This window comes from Faecalibacterium sp. HTF-F (assembly GCF_023347535.1).
Lineage (GTDB): Bacteria > Bacillota > Clostridia > Oscillospirales > Ruminococcaceae > Faecalibacterium > Faecalibacterium wellingii.
This window is the reverse complement of the sequence record NZ_CP094473.1, coordinates 1,308,691-1,326,878: the sequence shown is the minus strand read 5'-3', so window position 1 is coordinate 1,326,878 and position 18,188 is coordinate 1,308,691. Positions and strand designations below refer to the sequence as shown.

Below are 18,188 nucleotides of genomic sequence, written 5' to 3'. Positions count from 1 at the left end.
CTTGGCTTCTCCCTTCTGCCTGCCTTTTTCAGTCGTCTGTGGGCAGGCGGCGCGTGTGCGCGCCCCCGGTGTGCCGGGCACAGCGCATACAAATATAGTATAATGCAAAGCCGCATAAAATGCAAATATCCGCAATAGCAGATGCATAAGTTTTAATGAAATGGAGCTGGCTTTCCCAGACGGCACCTGTCCAGCTCCCAAAAACAACAGAAAGAGGAATGAAAGATGATGCATGCATATCGTACCGAAGGCAGCTACCGTTCTGCTGCCCGCATGACCGCCGCCGAGCTGCGTGCCGCCATGGCCAACCGTGAGATCCTGCAATCCACCGCTCTGGCCTTTGATACCCAGCGTCAGCTGCGGTTTGAGCTGGGCGGAGTGAAGGCCGTGATGCCCTTTGCCCAGTGCGCCGACGGCGCCGAGAACGGCACCGTGCGGGACATTGCCGTACTGACCCGGGTAGGCCGCCCCACCTGCTTTGTCATTGAGTCGCTGGACACCGACGAGACCGGACAGCCGGTGTACCGGCTTTCCCGTGCTGAGGCACAGCGGATGTGCAAGGCCGACTATCTGGACGCCCTGCAGCCCGGCGATATCCTGCCCTGCACGGTGACCCACATTGAACCCTTTGGTGCCTTTTGTGATGTAGGCTGCGGCATCAGCGCCCTGCTGCCCATCGACTGCATGTCGGTGAGTCGCATCTCCTCCCCTGCCGACCGGGTGAGTGTGGGGCAGCAGATCCTATGCGCCATCAAGAGCCGGGACCTGCAGGGCCGCTTTGTGCTGACCATCCGGGAGCTGCTGGGCACCTGGGAGGAAAACGCCGCCGGGTTCACCGTGGGCGAGACCGTGGTGGGCATCGTGCGCAGTGTGGAGGAATACGGCACCTTCATTGAGATCGCACCCAATCTGGCCGGCCTTGCGGAGAGCTGTGCCGACCTGACCCCCGGGCAGGCTGTCAGCGTCTACATCAAGAACATCCTGCCGGAAAAGATGAAGATCAAGCTGGTGATCGTGAACCATTCCCTGAACCAGCGCCACCGGTTCGAGCTGAAATACTTCATCACCGAGGGCCGTCTTGACCGGTGGGTCTACTCCACACCGGAAAGCCCGAAGCGGATCGAGACAGATTTTGCCGCTGCGGCTTGCAATCCGGCGTGAAACCCTTTATACTATAAAAGAAAAGGAATGCAAGGGGGATGTATGGAACGATGGCCGCTAATGATGCTTTTACCGCCGGTGTACGTCCCGGCGGGCTGACCAGCAGCACCGAGATCCGGCTGCTGCTGTGCTATCTGGTCAAAAATGCCGGACCCATTGCCCGGCAGGAGATTGAAAACGCCCTGATGGAAGAAGCTCTGGTGAATTATTTTGAGATCGGCTCGTGTCTGGACGATATCACCAAGCAGCAGCTCGTCACCCTGACAAAGGGCAGCTACACCATTACCGATAAGGGCCGCAAGGTCGCGCAGGAGCTTGCCTACGACCTGCCCCGCAGTGTGCGGGAACGCGCTGTGGCTGCTGTGCTGCGCTGCCAGACCTGGGCCCGCAAGGAGGCCAAGTACAGCGCCAGCATCACCGAAAAGGCAGACGGTCACTGCACCGTGCGCTGCACCGTAAAGGGACTGGATGCGGAGCTGTTCTGTCTGGAGCTGGGGGCTCCCGACCGCCTTTCGGCTGACCTGATCAAAAAGCAGTTCATCCTCAAGGGCAACGAGATCTATCAGATGCTCATCAATAAGCTGACCGAAGAAGAAAAGTAACGATCCGGAATGGCTGCCGCGCACGCTTTAGCCATAAACAGCGGAAATTTCATGATTTTATTTACGGTTTGGAAGTGTCTGCGGACACCTCCAAACCGCTTTTTTCACGAGAAGTATCCAAATTTCAAACTGCATTTTTCCTTACGACCTTTACTGTGAAAGTCAAAAACCGGAAAAGTCCGCAGACTTTTCCGGTTTTTGAATATAAAAATAATTCCGCTGAGCATGGCCAGAGTGAAACGGAGGCCATTCTCAATAAAAAATCAAATCAGGATGCAGATGAGCCCGGTACAGCCCTCATTGATGACCCGTTCCAGCGTTTCCTGCAGCCGGGTGCGGGCCTCCTGCGGCATATGCAGCAGCTTGCTCTGCAGGCCCTCGTTCACCAGCTCGTGCAGACTCTTGCCAAAGATGTTGGACTCCCACAGTTTCTCCGGGTCGTCCTCAAAACCGGCCAACAGGCTGCGGGCAAGCTCCTCGCTCTGCTTTTCGGTGCCCACGATGGGGCTGAGTTCGGTGTGGATGGTCGCCTTCAGCATCTGGATGGAGGGCGCGCAGGCTTCCAGACGGACCCCATAGCTTGCCCCCTGTCGCACGATCTGGGGCTGTTCCAGCTTCAGTTCGCTGACCGAAGGCATCACGATGCCATAGCCGGTGGCTTCCACCTGCTCAAGGGCACTGCGCACCTTCTCGTACTCGCGCTTCGCCCGCGCCAGCTCCATGATGCAGGGCATCAGGCCCGCTTCGTCGCCAATGGCAAGGCCGGTCTGCTCGCTCAGCACCTGATAAAAAATCTCCGGCTTCAGCTCCACCGTGATGCGCACGCTGCCGGCCGCAAGGTCGATGCCGCTGATGGACGACCGCTGCACCGCGTCGCATTCCAATGCCGATGTGTCGCTCCCGGCCGGAACATCCTTCATGCGGGAGACCTTCTCTGCCAGCTGCATGGCGGCATCATACACCTGCGTCTGCAGCCAGTGGCCGTTTTCCAGCATCGTGACCCAGCGCGGCAGGGCAAAATCCAGCTCCCTCACCGGAAACTCGTACAGGACCTGCCGCAGAATGCTGCCGAGTGCCTCCGCGTCCAGATCCACGCAGCTCACCGGCAGAACGGTGTGGTCATAGTCCCGGGCCATGCCCTCGGCCAGCTGCTTCGTCTCCGGGGCATCCGGGTGGGTGCTGTTGAGCAGGATGATGTAGGGCTTGCCCAGCGCATCCAGTTCTTCCACGATGCGCTTCTCGGTTCTGGCATAGCCCTCCCGCGGGATGTCACTTACCGAACCGTCGGTTGTGACCACGATGCCGATGGTGGAATGTTCGCAGATCACCTTGCGGGTGCCTGTCTCGGCGGCAAGATCGAAGGGGACCTCGTGGTCGAACCATGGGCTCTTGACCATGCGGGGCCTGTCGTTTTCCTCGTGTCCCATGGCCCCCTCCACCATGTAGCCCACGCAGTCGATGAGCCGCACCCTGCACTCGCCGCCGCCCTCCAATTGCAGGGGCACGGCCGTTTCCGGGATGAATTTCGGCTCGGTGGTCATGATGGTACGGCCTGCGGCCGACTGAGGCAGCTCGTCCCGGGCACGTTCCCGGGCTGCCGCCGGGCCGATGGCCGGCAGCACCAGCTGCTCCATGAAACGCTTGATGAAGGTGGATTTGCCGCTGCGCACCGGGCCCACCACCCCAATGTAGATATCTCCGCCGGTGCGTGCGCCGATCTCACGGCAGATGCCATTCTGTTCCTGATTTGCCAAATTGCTCTCCCCTTCCCGTTTGCGCTGTGCACCGGACAGGTTTCCGGTCCGCTTGTTGTATCGTATGAAACAGGACGGGGCATTATGCCGGAACGATTTTGAATGCCCTCCGCTTTGCTCTGGGCATATTCAGCGGAAAATTTACTTTATAATTGCAATTCAGGAAAATCTGCGGATTTTCCTGAATTGCTTTTTCACAGATGGGGTCGTAGAGGGAAACAGCATTTACAGCGCCGCTTTCTGCGAAAGCGCGGCGCTGTGGAGGGGCTACCTGTTTGCTTTCAGCATGCTGAACCCTCTCAGGCTCACATTCGTTCGCCAGCTCCCCCGAAGGGGGAGCTTTTTGCAGTAACGGCGCAGTTTCCAGATAAAATTCAAGCCTTGCGGATGCGTCAGAAGCTCCCCCTTCGGGGGAGCTGGCAAATCCGAAGGATTTGACCGAGAGGGCGAGGATGCTTCCCCTTCTCCCAAGGGGACGGCTGAACTCCCTCTGTCAAAGCCGGACACCTTCTTATTGCAATCGATACTGATGCCATGCAAAAGCCGTTTTCCGTCACAGCCCCATCTGTGAAAATGGTCTAGCGGAATGCCCGCAGGCATTCCGCTAGACCAAAATCTAAAAATTATTTTCCGCTAAGAATGGCAGAGCGAAGCGGAGCCATTTTAAATCGTCCAACAAAAAGAGAGCTGCCGCGCAAAATGCACAGCAGCTCTCGGTATGGTTCCTATGAAATTACGGGGTCAGGCGGTTGGGGCCGCGGAACAGGAACTCGGCCTCCTTGATGGTCAGGCCGCACAGCAGCATGGTCAGGCGGTCGATGCCAATGCCGAAGCCGCCGTGGGGCGGACAGCCGTACTGGAAGAACTCCAGATAGAACTTGACGTCCTCAGCCAGTCCCTTTTCCTCAGCCTGCTTCTTCAGCACTTCGTAGCGGTGCTCGCGCTGGGCACCGGTGGTGATCTCAACACCACGCCAGATCAGGTCGTAGCCCTGCGGCACACCGTTCTCATCCCGCATGTGGTAGAAGGCACGCTTCTCGGCGGAATAATCGGTGATGAAGAGGAACTCGTGACCGTAGTGCTTCTTCACCCACTCATAGCTCAGGCGCTCGGCCTCAGTGGTCAGGTCGCCCTTCTCGCTCTCATCGACGGTATAGCCGAACTCTTCTTCCAAGCCCTTGTACAGGTCTGCCAGCTTGACCACCGGGAACGGAGTGGTGGGCACGATGACTTCCTGACCGAACATCTCCTTGATCTGATCGCCGTAGTTGTCCTTGACGGCCTGCAGACCGGCAGTCAGCAGCTCCTCTTCCATCTTCATCACGTCTTTATAGGAAGTGATGTAGCTGAACTCCAGATCGAAGCCGGAGAACTCGGTGGAGTGCTTGTTGGTGTAGCTCTTCTCGGCGCGGAACACAGGGCCGGTCTCGAAGATGCGCTCAAAGCCTGCAGCCATGGCCATCTGCTTGTAGAACTGGGGGCTCTGTGCCAGATAGGCATTGCGGTCGAAGTAATCCACCTTGAACACCTCAGAGCCGCTCTCGCTGGCAGCAGCGATCAGCTTGGGGGTGTGGATCTCGATGAAGTTACGGTCCAGCAGGAACTTGCGCATGGCGTTGACGAAGCAGCTCTGTGCCTTGAACATCAGCTGGTTCTCGTCGGTGCGCAGGTCGATCCAGCGGTAGTCGATGCGCTGGTCGATGCTGGAGCGCTCCACAGCCTTCTTTTTCTTGGTGGCTGCGATCTCCTTGCGGACGATGGGCAGTGCATCGGCAATGCTCTCGATCTCGATGGACTCGGGGATCATCTCCACGCCGCCCATCTTGACGTAGTCGTTTTCCATCACCTTGCCGGTGACGGTAATGACGGAATCCGGGGTGAGCTTATCGATGGTATCCACCAGATCGGGGTGATCTTCCTTTTCCACCGTGATCTGCAGTTTGCCGGTAATATCCTTCAGCACGATGAAGGCCATATACTTGCTGTTGCGCAGGTTCTCGATAAAGCCCTGCACCTTGACCGTGCCGCCGATGGCCTTCTGGGCCTCGTTGATATAGGTGCGTTCCATAATACAGGAATCCTCCTTTGACGTCTTGTGTACTGTTTTATTATACGCTTTTCCGGGGATAAATCAAGAGATATGGTGATTTCGGCACGGAAATCACCTTTCCGAATAAAGGCTTCCCCCGGTCGGGGGAAGCTGTCACCGAAGGTGACTGATGAGGGCGCAGGACAGCTGCATTTTACCCTAAATACCCCTCATCCGGCGCTACGCGCCACCTTCCCCCCAAGGGGTGAAGGCTTTAGCTCTGGGTCAAGCCGCAAAAATTGATTTCCGTATGATTTCGGGTTCACGAGGAAAAATGCAGTTTCTGCTCCCGACTCCTTCTGTGAAAGGGCCGCGGCTATTCTTAATGGTTCTCTTTGCCTGTTTCTTCGTGCAGAGTGCCGGTGCCGCCCTCCACCACGCCGTCGTGCCTGAGCACAGCCGCAATGGTGCCGAAGAAGCATTTCACATCCAGCCCAAAGCTCAGATGCTCCACATACCAGCCGTCCAGCTTGGCTTTCTCCGCGATCTCCAGCTCATCACGGCCATGGATCTGTGCCCAGCCGGTCAGGCCCGGGCGCACATCGTTGGCATGGTACTTGTCGCGCTCTGCCAGCAGATCATACTGGTTCCACAACGCAGGCCGCGGGCCGATGACCGCCATATCCCCCACAAAGATGTTCCACAGCTGGGGCAGCTCGTCCAGACTGGTCTTGCGCAGGAAATGCCCCATCCGGGTGATATACTGGTCCGGGTCGTGGAGCAGGTGGGTAGGCATATCGTGGGGCGTGTCGATGCGCATGGTGCGGAACTTTAAAATGTAAAAGTGCTTTTTGCCAATACCCACACGTTTCTGTTTGAAGAACACCGGGCCGGGCGAATCCAGCTTGATAGCCACGGCCAGGATCAGAAAGAGCCATGACAGGCAGACCATGCCGCACAGGGACAGCACGATCGCCAGCAGGCGCTTGATACCGTTACGATACATGAGCTTCCTCCATTTTTTGCCATTGTTCTGCCAAGGTGTCCCTGAAAAGTCGAAAAGATCGTCTATTTCTTTGTTTTCAGATACACCCTGGAACAGCGTTACCAGTATACCAGCATCCCTCTCCATTTGCAATCGTATACCGTAACAGATGCCGGTATTTTGATAATTTGGCCGCATTCTGCCGGTTTTATTGCAGAAAAACGCCGGTTTTGTCTCTTGTTTTGTGCGGCAGAAGGACGTAAGATAAAGAAAATAAGAAGTCAACTCCCCCAGTCTCGCTTTCGCTCGACAGCCCCCTCGGAGATGGGGCCTTTGGCAAAGAGGGAAAGCTTAACGCCCTGCCAAAGGCGACAGAGTGGGGAACACTGGCAAACCCACAGGGTTTGACTGAAGGAGTTCCAACAGGAGGTTTCACGCTTATGATCCAGCATTTCCGTTTTGGCGCTCCCCTGCCCACCGACAGTGTGGTGCAGGACATTCCCGTTTTCGCCGGGCCGGTGCCCTTTCTCACCGCTGAGAATGGCGGCTGGGAATACCGGATGGCTCCGGATGCCATCGTGTACGGTCTGGGCGAAATGCCCCGCGGCATCAACAAGCGCGGCTGGCACTACGTTACCAACAACACCGATGAAGCCCGCCACAGCGAGGATAAGCTTTCCTACTATGGTGCGCACAATTTTCTGCTCATTGATGGCGGTGCGGGCTGTGAATGCTTTGGTGTGTTCATCGATTTCCCGGGCAAAGTGCGTTACGATATCGGCTACACCGAATACGACACCCTGCGCTTTTCTACCGAAGAGCCGGACTATGAGCTTTACATCATTACCGGCGGCGGCCTGAACGATATCAGCCGCCAGTTCCGGCAGCTCATCGGCCGCAGCTATATCCCGCCCAAGTGGGCCTTTGGTCTGGCACAGAGCCGCTTTGGCTACAAAACCGCTGAGGACGTGCGGGAGGTGGCCCGTCAGTACAAAGAGAACGATCTGCCGCTGGATATGATCTGTATGGACATCGATTATATGCAGGATTACGCGGATTTTACCGTAAACAAACAGCGCTTCCCGGACCTTGCCGCCCTGAGCGCCGAACTGAAAGCGCAGGGCATCCGGCTGGTGCCCATCATCGATGCAGGTGTGCGCATCGACCCGGCAAATCCCGTCTGTGCCGAGGGCCTTGCAAACGGTTACTTCTGCACCAAAGCCGACGGCACGCCCTTTGTGGCGGCGGTGTGGCCCGGCAAGGCTTACTTTGCGGACTTCCTGCGTCCGGAGGTGCGGGAGTGGTTCGGCCGGCAGTACAAGGCGCTGACCGACTGCGGCATCGATGGCTTCTGGAATGATATGAACGAGCCTGCGCTGTTTTATTCGCCGGAGCGGCTCAAGGCTTTCTTTGAGAGCATGGACGAACTGAGCCGGAAGGACAACATCGTGCAGGATGAATTCTTCGGCAAGGTGGTAGGCGGTGCGCTGGGCCTGATGAACGCCCCTGCGGACTACGCCAGCTTCTACCACGACGTGGATGGCCGACGGGTGCGCCACGACAGGGTGCACAACCTCTACGGCGGCAATATGACCCGCGCGGCAGGCGAAGCCTTTGCCCGCCTGCGGCCCGGCAGACGCACTTTGCTGTACAGCCGCTCCAGCTTCATCGGCAGCCACCGCTACGGCGGCATCTGGCTGGGTGACAACGCTTCCACATGGGCACAGCTTCTGGCCAACATCCAGATGATGCCCAACGTGCAGCTGTGCGGCTTTCTTTATACCGGTGCCGACCTGTGCGGTTTTTCCTACGATACTACGCCTGATCTCGCCCTACGCTGGCTGGAGTTCGGCCTGTTCACGCCGCTGATGCGCAATCACTCCACCGATGGTTCCCGGATGCAGGAATACTACCGCTTTGCGGACATGCTGCCCGCCCTGCGGAAGATGCTCCGGCTGCGGTATGCCCTGCTGCCCTACCTTTATAGTGAGTTCATGAAGGCGGCACTGGAAAATACCAGCTACTTCCGGCCATTGGGCTTTGACTTCCCCGCCGACCCGGACGCCCGCGAGGTACAGGACCAGCTGCTGCTGGGCGAGGGTGTGATGGTGGCACCCGTCTACACCCAGAACGCCAGCGGACGCCATGTCTACCTGCCCGAGACCATGAAGCTCTACCGCATTCGCAGTGTGGACGACTACGACACCGAGCTTCTGCCCGCCGGGCACCATTATGTCCGCTGTGCACTGGACGAGGTCCTGCTGTTCATCCGCCCGGGCCATGCCGTACCGGTGGCAAGACCCGCCAGCTGCACCGCCCAGCTGGACGATACCAGCCTGACCCTGTGGGCCTGCCCGGACGAAAACGGCAGCGCCCGCTGCCGGATGTACACCGATGATGGCGAAACGAGCGATTTTGCCGCACCGGAGCACTGGAAGGTGCTTGAATCCAACTGAAAAGCCGTTTTCCTGTGGCATTGCCGGAAAAAGCTGTCTTTTTTCGGCGGTGCCACTTGTATTTTTCTGCGCCGCGCGTTATAATATGCCTTCGGTTCCCTTTATTTACGAAATATTTACATTTCAGATGCCGTCCTCCTAAGCAGTGTGCAATGCTCAGGAAAACAGCTTCTCCGCGTAAACGATAAAAAGGAGGCACTCTTCTCATGGCTCAGACAAGCCGCTCCGCTGACCTGACCAGCGGCCCGATGCTCCAAAAGATCATCCTGTTCTCCATCCCGCTGGCAGCTTCCAGCATCCTGCAGCTGCTGTTCAACGCAGCGGACGTAGTGGTCGTGGGCCGCTTTGCGGGCAGCACCGCACTGGCGGCAGTGGGCTCCAACGGCTCCCTCATCAATCTGCTGGTGAATCTGTTCGTGGGGCTTTCGCTGGGCGCAAATGTGGTGGCCGCACGCTGTTTTGGCGCAAAGGACGAGCGCGGTGTTCAGAACACGGTGCAGACCTCGGTGACGCTGGGTCTTGTCAGCGGCGTGCTGCTGGCTGTGGTGGGGTTCTTTGCGGCCCGTGGCCTGCTGGAGCTGATGAGCTGCCCGGAGGATGTGATCGACCTCTCTGCGCTGTATCTTAAAATCTATTTTATCGGAATGCCCATGACCATGCTGTACAACTTCAGCTCGGCACTGCTGCGCGCCGTGGGTGACACCAAGCGTCCCCTGTACTGTCTGGCGGCGGCAGGCATCATCAATGTGGTGCTGAATCTGGTGTTCGTCATTGGCTTTTCCATGAGCGTGGCAGGCGTGGCACTGGCTACCATCATCAGTCAGACCGTCTCTGCCTGCATGGTGACGCGGATGCTGATGAAGGAGGAGGGCGCTCTGCATCTGGATCTGCATCATCTGGGCTTCCACATGGGTGCCCTGAAGCAGATTTTGCTCATCGGCCTGCCTGCCGGTCTGCAGAGCACCGTGTTCAGCCTGTCCAACGTGGTCATCCAGTCGGCTATCAACTCCTTCGGCTCCACGGTGGTGGCAGGCAGTTCGGCCTCCGCCAATCTGGAGGGCTTCGTCTATACCGCCATGAACGCCTTTGCGCAGGCAGCGGTGACCTTTACCAGCCAGAACATGGGTGCACGCAAGTACCAGAACCTGAACCGTGTTGTCCTCAACTGCCTGCTGTGCGCCATCGTCACCGGCGTGGTGCTGGGCGGCGGCGCAGTGCTGGCAGGCACCCGGCTGCTGCACTTCTACTCCTCGGATGCGGCGGTCATTGCCGCCGGATATGAGCGCCTGCGGGTGATCTGCGGCACCTACCTGCTGTGTGGCATCATGGACACGCTGGCCAGCAGCCTGCGCGGCCTTGGCTACAGCGTGCTGCCCATGGTGGTGAGCCTTGTGGGCAGCTGCCTGCTGCGTCTGGTGTGGATCGCTACCATCTTCCAGCTGAACCGCACACCGTTCATGCTGTACATCAGCTACCCCATCAGCTGGGTGCTGACCGCCGCCGTGCATCTGGCCTGTCTGCTTGTGGTGCGGCACAAGATGAAAAACAAACTTAAACTATCCATCGACTGAAGAACAGGGCTGCATCCGTTTGGGGACGCAGCCCTGTTTTTTACAAGTCTTTTTTCAGCAGATACCGGTCGTATCCGCCATACATTTCCCGCCGGGAGACGATGGCAAAGCCCGATGCAAGGGCGTTGTTCAGGCTGTACTGGTTTTCCGGGCTGACGGTGGCCCCGATGTGGGTGATCCTGCCCGGGAAGAGCGGCAGGGCTGCTTCCAGCATGAGCCTTTGCAGGCCGTTGCCGCGAAAGTCTGCGTGGACGATGGCGCTGTCGGCATTGGCCCAGTGCTCCCACTCGGTACGCGGGACGTCCATGAAGGCCGCGTAGTTGTGCTCGCTCTGCCCGCAGAAGCGCACGATGAGGTACCCGCCCAGCCTGCTGCCCTGCCATGCACCAATGCACAGGTCCTTGCGGACATAGGTCGTGATATTTTCCAGCGTGTCTGGCACAAACTGCTCGGGGTGCGGCATGGCGGCGCGCACCTCATTCTGCAAAGCGTACACCGCCGGGGCTTCCTCTGCCGTACAGCGGCGCAGCAGCATGGGCACCGGCGGCTCTGCGGTTTTGCCGCATATCCTGTGCAGAAAAATTTCCATCTTGCTATCCCCTCCAAAATAAAATCGTACTTTTGGGCCGATTCCAGTATAAATGCCGCTTTTATAAATGTCAATTTATGCTATAATAAAGTAGAAAGGGGTTTTGCGGTGCATGGCCGTGGTCACAAAACGGGGCCGTGCGCCGCAGGGCTCCAAGTCCCGGCAGTGCCCTGCGCTGCCTGTGAACGGAGGAACCAAACCATGAAGGAATCTGCACTTGCATCTTCCAGCCGGTTGGGCGGCGCTGTCATCAGCGACCGCATCGTTGCCAGTCTGCTTGAAGAGCTGCGCACCGGGCGCTATGCCCGGGCCGACCGTCTGCCTGCCGAGGTGGACCTTGCCGCCGAGCTGGGCGTGAGCCGCACCGTCATCCGTGATGCGCTGAGCGAAATGGAACGCGCTGGTTACGTGGAGCGAGTGCGCGGCATTGGCACGGTGGTGAACCGTACGGTGCTGAGCCTGCGCAGCCGTCTGGACCAGAAGCTGGAATACTACCCGCTGATCCGCAGCTTTGGCAGCTATCCCCACGCTGACGGCATTCAGGTCTTTCCCATCCGTGCCGGGGAGGAACTGGCCCACAATCTGGACATCGCACCCGGCGATGATGTGATCTGCATCAAAAAGCGCATTCTGGCCGACACCACCCCGGTGATCTATTCCATCGACTACCTGCCCAGGGCATTGTTCGGTACACGGGATTATACCCGCATCGACCTGACCGGCGGGGTGTTCGATATTCTGGAACGGGAATGCCACCAGCAGATCTCCTCCAACGTTGCCCACCTGAAGGCAAGCTGCGGCGATGACGCCATCCGCTCGGCCATGCGCCTTGCTCCCGGCGAAGCCATGCTGCTGCTGGACGAAGTGTGTTTCAATCGTTTGTGCCGCCCGGTGATGCGTTCGCTGAGCTACTACACAAACTTCTTTGATTTTTCTATCCTACGCAAACTGCTTTAAACGGAGGTATGTACCCATGCGACATCTGATCGACCCGTTGGATTTTACCCAGCAGGAAATCTCCACGCTGCTTGATCTGGCCGACCGCATCCACGATGACCCGGCAGCCTATCAGGACGCAGCCAGCCACAAAAAGCTGGCCACCCTGTTTTATGAGCCTTCCACCCGCACCCGCCTTTCCTTCGAGGCTGCCATGCTGAATCTGGGCGGACATGTGCTGGGCTTCCCCAGTGAGAACGTATCCAGTGCAAGCAAGGGCGAGAGCGTAGCCGACACCATCCGCGTGGTGTCCTGCTATGCGGACATCGTGGCCATGCGGCACCCGAAAGAGGGTGCACCGCTGCGTGCAAGCCGCTACTCCCGCATTCCGGTGATCAACGCGGGCGACGGCGGACACCAGCACCCCACCCAGACCCTGACCGACCTGATGACCATTCGCCGCCGCATGGGACGGCTGGATGATCTGACGATCGGCTTGTGCGGCGATCTGAAGTTCGGCCGCACCGTGCACTCCCTCATCAAGACCATGGCACGCTGCAAGAACATCCGCTTCGTGCTCATCAGCCCGGAAGAGCTGCGGGTGCCGGACTATATCGTGAAGGACGTGCTGGAGGCCAACGGCATCCCCTACAAGGAGACCCGCAGTCTGGAGGAATCCATGCCGGAGCTGGATATTCTGTACATGACCCGCGTGCAGAAGGAGCGCTTCTTCAACGAGGAGGACTACATCCGCCTGAAGAACAGCTACATCCTCACCAAGGAAAAGATGAGCCTTGCAAAGCCGGATATGGCGGTGCTGCATCCCCTGCCCCGTGTTAACGAGATCGCGCTGGATGTGGACGATGACCCCCGCGCCGCTTATTTTGAGCAGGTGCAGAACGGTGTGTACGTCCGCATGGCGCTGATTATGACCCTGCTGGGCCTGCGCGACCCCAAGGCATCTAAGGAGGAAAACTGATATGCTGAACATTGACGAGATCCAGAATGGCATCGTGATCGACCACATCAAGGCAGGCACCGCCGTCGGCCTGATGGACCTGCTGGGCATTGCGGGCAACCGCACCGCCAGCGTGGCACTGATCCAGAATGCACGCAGCAACAAGAGCGAGAACGGCCGCAAGGACATCCTCAAGGTGGAGGGCGATGCTTCCTGGCTGAATCTGGATGTGCTGGCCTACCTTGACCCGAACATCAGCGTAACCATCATCGAAAACGGCAAGGCTGTGCGCAAGGAAAAACCCAAGCCTCCCAAGCGTCTGGTGAACATCGTGCGGTGCAAGAACCCCCGCTGCATCTCCTCCATTGAGGAAGGGTGCGATCAGATCTTTGAGCTGAGCTCCAACGGCAAGTATCGCTGCATCTACTGCGAGCAGGAACTGCAGGTAAAGCCGGAGTAAATCGAACCAAAAAAGAGACCGCCGCACGTGATTTCACACGATGCAGCGGTCTTTTTTATTGCTTTATGATCTTTTATCGGCTGTCATTTCAGCAGTGTGCTGTGGTCTGCGCCGTTCACTCGCAGAGCCGACGATGCGCCGTCGTTGTTCCAGACCACCGTGGTGCCCTGAGTGCACACGCCCAGCAGCTCCACGGCAGAGACCGACGCCGTGCGCTCCTGCGTGCAAAAGAGCATGGTCTGCATCCCGTGGCTGCGCAGCCAGCACAGTGCATCATAGGTCATTTGCAGGGATGCAAACGCGGCATCCGCCTTCACGGTCACCGTGCCGTCCTGCCATGTCAGCGTGTACGCCACTGCCTTGCCCGCCGCATCCGTGACGGTCAGGCCCGTGAGCGCATCCAGACGGCCGCTGTTGGCTGACTCCACCGCGGGTGTTTCCTCTGCTGTTTTGTCGCCCGGCAGAGAGATATCCTTGCCGTCGGTATTTCTCCGGTCAATGGAAGAGCCCGGCAGCAGGCCGTCAAAAGCCTGCTCTTCGCCGTTTGCACCAATGGCAACGCCATCCTTGCCTGCAACGGCAGAGATGGTGACCTTGCCCTCAATGGTGATGTCGGCATCCGCTTCCGCAGCGTCCTCGTCTGGGTCAATGAGTGCGCCGCTGCCGATGGCTGCGCCGCCCTTGCTGGCATCTTCACCGTCCTGACCCGGCTCCGGGGCACCGCCCACAGCGGACACATCCGGGGAGCCGTCGCCGTTGCTGCGGATGGTGACACGGTTCCGGGTATCCTCGTCTCCTTCCAGATCCGCGCCGCCTCCGATTCCGGCACCGCCGCCCACACCGCCAGCTGCGCTGACCGTCGTGCCGCCTTCAATGGTCACATCGCCTGCTGATGCATAGCCGCCGCCAATGCCTGCGCCATTTGCGCCGCCCTCGGCGTTGACCGTGGCATTACCGGAGATATTCACCGTCACATTACCAAACACACCGCTGCCGATGCCCGCAGCACCCTCGCCGCCGGTGGCATTGTCTACCTTAGCGTTGTCGGTGATGGTCACCGTACCCGTGCCGCCGAAACCACCGCCGCCAATGCCCGCACCCTGGGCACCGCCCTGAGCGTTTTTCACCTCGGCATTGCCGGAGATGGTGATGTCAGTCTTGGAGTCGTAATAGCCGTTGCCGATGCCTGCGCACCCACCGCCGCCGGTGGCTTCCTCGATCACGGCGTCACCGGTGATGGTCACCGTGGCGTTGCCGTAGCCGCCGCCACCGCCAATGCCTGCACCGCAGATAGCGTTCGGGTTGTCCGAGGAGCCGCCCCGGGCCGTGATATTGCCGCCCGAGATGATCACCGTGCCGTCGCCGCCGCTGCCACCGCCGCCAATGCCTGCACCGTCCTGCGTTCCGGTGGCGGTGATGGTGCCGCCGGTGATCTCGAGGGCGCCGGAATTTTTGAGGTTTGCGCCGCCGATACCTGCGCCGCCGTAGCCTCCGGTGGCGTCCAGACTGCCGTTCTTGTCCTCATCCTGAATGGTCAGCTTGCCGCTGACCACGTTCCCGGCGGAGTCCTTTTCCTCGTTCCGCTCCAAGCCCGCGTGCCAGCCGCTGCTTTCCAGCGTGTTGCTGCCGTTCAGCTCAATAGTGGTGTCGCCGGTGCCGGAGACGCTCACGGCTGCGTCACCTTTTGTGTCCGTGATGGTAACATCCGAGAGGGTGACTTTCAGGTCGTCGTCCGTGTTGTTGATGATGTCCACCGCGTTGCTGGTGCCTGCATTGCTGCCCGTCACCGCCACGTCGTCGTCCTTGTCGGTCACGTTTTCGTTCTGAGTCACCTTGGCGGTGCCGTCGCCGTTGGCTTCAATGGTGATGCTGCCCGCGCCGATGTCGTAAACTTCGGCAAAGGCCGGAACAGCCGTTCCCGCCATCAGTGCCGCCGCCACGGCCAGCGCCGCCAGTCTCCGGGTCAGTGGCTTCCCTCCCCCCCCCCCCCCGAACGCAGGGCTCGTGGTTCAGAGCACGCATGGCAAGATTTCGATACGAGATCATAGAACACTGCCTCCTTCATAATTGGGCAAACACCGTGCAGTCTTTTGCACGCTTTGCCAATTTGATGCAAAAATGCTTTACAAGTTCCAATATAGCACTTTTTTCGTCAAGATTCTACAGTTTCCGGGGAATTTTAGGTGAAATTTTGTCACACAAAAAAGCTGCCGCGCAAAATTTGCACAACAGCCTTTCCATTTTGCAGCAGCTGTTCTTCCGCTGCAACGATCTTCAGAAAATTCCGATGAAGCTTTTCGCGGCGTGAATCACAGACCCGGCCAATGCTCCGTTCCCACACAGGGCACGGGCCGGGCGAACCTTTATGTACAGCAAAGCCCCAAGGACCGCCGCCAAAAGCGCCATCGGATACACTGCGCGGCCCGTAGGCCGGCAGGAAATCAGCAAAGGGAAGGCGGACAGCTTAACACGCACCGCTGTCCGAAGCACCGCACCGTATGTAAAGTGTTTCCCGAGTTGCCTCAGCCGCAATCCACTCTGCCCGTGCAGGCATCACCTTTACCGTTTTCAGTATAGCACGGTTGCGGTCCTGTTGCAGAAAACTTGTCATAAACTGTCGGTGCCCATGTCATGAATTGCACACCGGGATGGCGCAGGTGAAGCGGAACCAGCGGTCGCGGCAGCTGACCGTATACTCTGCGCCGTACTTGCGCAGCACCTCCTGCACATTGGCTAAGCCCATGCCGTGGCCGCTCTCCTTTTTGGTGGTGCCGGGCAGCTTGTTGTCCTCCAGATCCAGATCATCCTGCACGCGGTTGCGCACCGAGAGCAGGTACTCCTCCGGTGTTTTGCGGATGCGCACATGCACCTCCGGCGGCAGGGCCTGCGCTGCGGCACGGATGGCATTGTCCAGCAGATTGGACAGCACGATGACCATGTCCATGCCATCAAAGGGGATCTCCTTGAGGTCGCACAGGTCAAAATAGACCGTCACACCCTTTTGGGCCGCTTCTTCGTACTTTTTGCTCAGGATGGAATCCAGCAGCGGGTTGTGGGTGTCCATGATGGTGGTGCCTGCCGCCACCAGTTTGCTCACACTTGCAATGTAAGTGCGGGCTCCCTTCAGGTCGTCCTGATCCAGCAGCGCGCTGAGAGCGCTCATGTGGTTGGTAAACTCGTGGGTCAGGCGGCGCTGCTCCGTGTAGGAATCCAGCAGTGCTTCTGCACGCTGCTGCTCCAGCCGGGCACGGTAGCGGGAGTTTTCCCGCTGCACCACCTGATCGTTGAACATCTGCACGATGGCGATATGCACCAGCACCGCCACGCTCATGCCAAAGGTCAGCAGCATGGTCACCAGGGTGGCGGGCTGCCGGGTCCCTGTGACCATCAGCACAATGTTCAGCACCACAGCCACCCCGGGGAAAAAGGACATCACCAGCGCCTGCAGCGGCTGCAAAGCACACTTCTGGTTCCAGCTGTACAGGGAATGCGCAACTGCTGCACCCACGATGAAGTTTGCGGCGCACAGCGCGATCAGGCAGCCGGGGTGCTGCCATGCTTCGCCGGTGCGCACTCCTGTGAACCAGGAATAGGTATAGTTGACCGTGTTCTCCACCAGCAGGCACATGGTGCCGTTGATGAGGCAGGCCGTGAGCTTATCCGTCATTGTTCCGCCAAACAGCTGCGCGGTAACGAACAGATACAATACATTGAGCAGAATGGTCTGCGCATTGAAAAAAGGCATTTCTGTCACGAATGACAGGCAGAGCTGCCCCATACACAGCAGCTCTGCCCACAGCACCGGCCAGCGCAATTTCCCCCTGCCAAGGTAGGCCCATTCTACCATAATAAAAGCATTCGCCTGAACCAGACAGACCAGATGCCCGAGCAGCGCATCTGTGAACACCTCACTCATCGACGTACTGCCCCTTCCATTCCAGATATGCGCTGCGGATAGCGGCATAGCCCGGGCGGCTGATGCTGAGTTCCACCCCGTTTTTCAGCGTCATCTTATAGCTGCGGATGCCGCACACATATTTCATGTTGACCACATCGCTGCGGCTCACCTGCAAAAAGCCGTTCTCGTACAGCATCTGCGGCAGGTCGGCAATTTTGCCGTAGTAGGTGCAGATGGGCTGGCGGGGGATGTCGCCATAAACGTTGATCTGGCGCAGATCACTTTCCAGATAATAGATCTGATCCAGCGGGATCTCTGTGGCGGCGCGGTTGTGGTGCACCGTCAGGGTCTTGCGCTGGTCGGTCAGTTCGGCCAGCAGGTCGTCCAGACAGCTGGGCAGGGTGTGCGCAATGTCCCGCTTGAGCAGGTAGCGGTATGCATTGACCGTATAGCCCTCCAATGCAAATTCCAGATAGGCCGATACGTATACCAGCTTCAGCCCGGGGCATTTCTGCTTGAGCTGGCGCCCCAGCACCATACCGTTCACGTTGGGCATGTCCACATCCAGAAACGCCAGCTGGTACAGCTCCAGCTCCGGCGTTTCCAGCGCCTGCCCCGCGCTGGTGCAGACGGCAGTCTGTACCAGAATGCTGCGGGCCGCAAAGTAAGCGGCCACATATTCTGCCATGCGGGTGCCAAAGGCCGCATCGTCATCACAGATCAGAATGTGCATCCCGGAGAACTCCTTTCTTCTGCAAAAAGCCCCTCTTATTTATGGAATAAGAGGAG

14 protein-coding genes are annotated in these 18,188 nt (G+C 58.7%); 7 read left to right on the top strand and 7 right to left on the bottom strand.

What is annotated here, in order from left to right; all coding sequences use genetic code 11:
- Positions 1 to 225 precede the first annotated feature (225 nt).
- Positions 226 to 1,161 (top strand): S1 RNA-binding domain-containing protein, encoded by a 936-nt coding sequence (locus MTP37_RS06385; RefSeq protein WP_249238632.1) that lies wholly within the window; start codon positions 226 to 228, stop codon positions 1,159 to 1,161.
- Between the two features lie 50 nt (positions 1,162 to 1,211).
- Positions 1,212 to 1,763 (top strand): DUF4364 family protein, encoded by a 552-nt coding sequence (locus tag MTP37_RS06380; RefSeq protein ID WP_316543760.1) that lies wholly within the window; start codon positions 1,212 to 1,214, stop codon positions 1,761 to 1,763.
- Positions 1,764 to 2,026: 263 nt separating this feature from the next.
- On the opposite strand, the gene spoIVA is transcribed toward MTP37_RS06380, so the two are convergent.
- The 3 genes from spoIVA to MTP37_RS06365 form a co-directional block, all read right to left on the bottom strand.
- A complete protein-coding gene (spoIVA, locus tag MTP37_RS06375) occupies positions 2,027 to 3,517 on the bottom strand; it encodes a stage IV sporulation protein A (protein ID WP_249238630.1) in 1,491 nt (496 codons plus the stop codon).
- A gap of 733 nt (positions 3,518 to 4,250) precedes the next feature.
- A complete protein-coding gene (aspS, locus tag MTP37_RS06370; protein WP_249238629.1) occupies positions 4,251 to 5,585 on the bottom strand; it encodes an aspartate--tRNA(Asn) ligase in 1,335 nt (444 codons plus the stop codon).
- A gap of 343 nt (positions 5,586 to 5,928) precedes the next feature.
- On the bottom strand, positions 5,929 to 6,552 hold the full coding sequence (locus tag MTP37_RS06365) for a sugar transferase (protein ID WP_249238628.1): 624 nt from the start codon (positions 6,550 to 6,552) through the stop codon (positions 5,929 to 5,931).
- 419 nt (positions 6,553 to 6,971) lie between these two features.
- Here MTP37_RS06365 and MTP37_RS06360 point away from each other — a divergent pair, with 419 nt between their 5' ends.
- Both MTP37_RS06360 and MTP37_RS06355 read left to right on the top strand, forming a co-directional pair.
- A complete protein-coding gene (locus MTP37_RS06360) occupies positions 6,972 to 8,987 on the top strand; it encodes a glycoside hydrolase family 31 protein (RefSeq protein ID WP_249238627.1) in 2,016 nt (671 codons plus the stop codon).
- A 206-nt stretch (positions 8,988 to 9,193) separates the two neighbouring features.
- Entirely contained in the window at positions 9,194 to 10,558 is a 1,365-nt protein-coding gene (locus MTP37_RS06355; protein WP_249238626.1) for an MATE family efflux transporter, read from the top strand.
- 40 nt (positions 10,559 to 10,598) lie between these two features.
- On the opposite strand, the gene MTP37_RS06350 is transcribed toward MTP37_RS06355, so the two are convergent.
- On the bottom strand, positions 10,599 to 11,147 hold the full coding sequence (locus tag MTP37_RS06350; protein ID WP_249238625.1) for a GNAT family N-acetyltransferase: 549 nt from the start codon (positions 11,145 to 11,147) through the stop codon (positions 10,599 to 10,601).
- Between the two features lie 201 nt (positions 11,148 to 11,348).
- Here MTP37_RS06350 and MTP37_RS06345 point away from each other — a divergent pair, with 201 nt between their 5' ends.
- Genes MTP37_RS06345 through MTP37_RS06335 form a run of 3 tightly spaced genes read left to right on the top strand, consistent with a single transcriptional unit; the run spans position 11,349 to position 13,501 of the window.
- On the top strand, positions 11,349 to 12,104 hold the full coding sequence (locus MTP37_RS06345; protein ID WP_249238624.1) for a GntR family transcriptional regulator: 756 nt from the start codon (positions 11,349 to 11,351) through the stop codon (positions 12,102 to 12,104).
- 16 nt (positions 12,105 to 12,120) lie between these two features.
- Entirely contained in the window at positions 12,121 to 13,062 is a 942-nt protein-coding gene (gene pyrB / locus MTP37_RS06340; protein ID WP_249238623.1) for an aspartate carbamoyltransferase, read from the top strand.
- 1 nt (position 13,063) lies between these two features.
- On the top strand, positions 13,064 to 13,501 hold the full coding sequence (locus MTP37_RS06335) for an aspartate carbamoyltransferase regulatory subunit (protein ID WP_249238622.1): 438 nt from the start codon (positions 13,064 to 13,066) through the stop codon (positions 13,499 to 13,501).
- A gap of 83 nt (positions 13,502 to 13,584) precedes the next feature.
- On the opposite strand, the gene MTP37_RS06330 is transcribed toward MTP37_RS06335, so the two are convergent.
- The 3 genes from MTP37_RS06330 to MTP37_RS06320 all read right to left on the bottom strand — a co-directional run bounded on the left by MTP37_RS06330 (position 13,585) and on the right by MTP37_RS06320 (position 18,132).
- A complete protein-coding gene (locus MTP37_RS06330; RefSeq protein ID WP_249238621.1) occupies positions 13,585 to 15,441 on the bottom strand; it encodes a hypothetical protein in 1,857 nt (618 codons plus the stop codon).
- Between the two features lie 689 nt (positions 15,442 to 16,130).
- Positions 16,131 to 17,417 (bottom strand): sensor histidine kinase, encoded by a 1,287-nt coding sequence (locus MTP37_RS06325; protein ID WP_249238620.1) that lies wholly within the window; start codon positions 17,415 to 17,417, stop codon positions 16,131 to 16,133.
- The gene (locus tag MTP37_RS06320; protein ID WP_249238619.1) at positions 17,410 to 18,132 is read right to left on the bottom strand and encodes a LytR/AlgR family response regulator transcription factor; all 723 of its coding nucleotides are present in this window, start codon (positions 18,130 to 18,132) and stop codon (positions 17,410 to 17,412) included. The genes MTP37_RS06325 and MTP37_RS06320 overlap by 8 nt, the downstream gene beginning before the upstream one ends.
- Between the last annotated feature and the right edge of the window lie 56 nt (positions 18,133 to 18,188).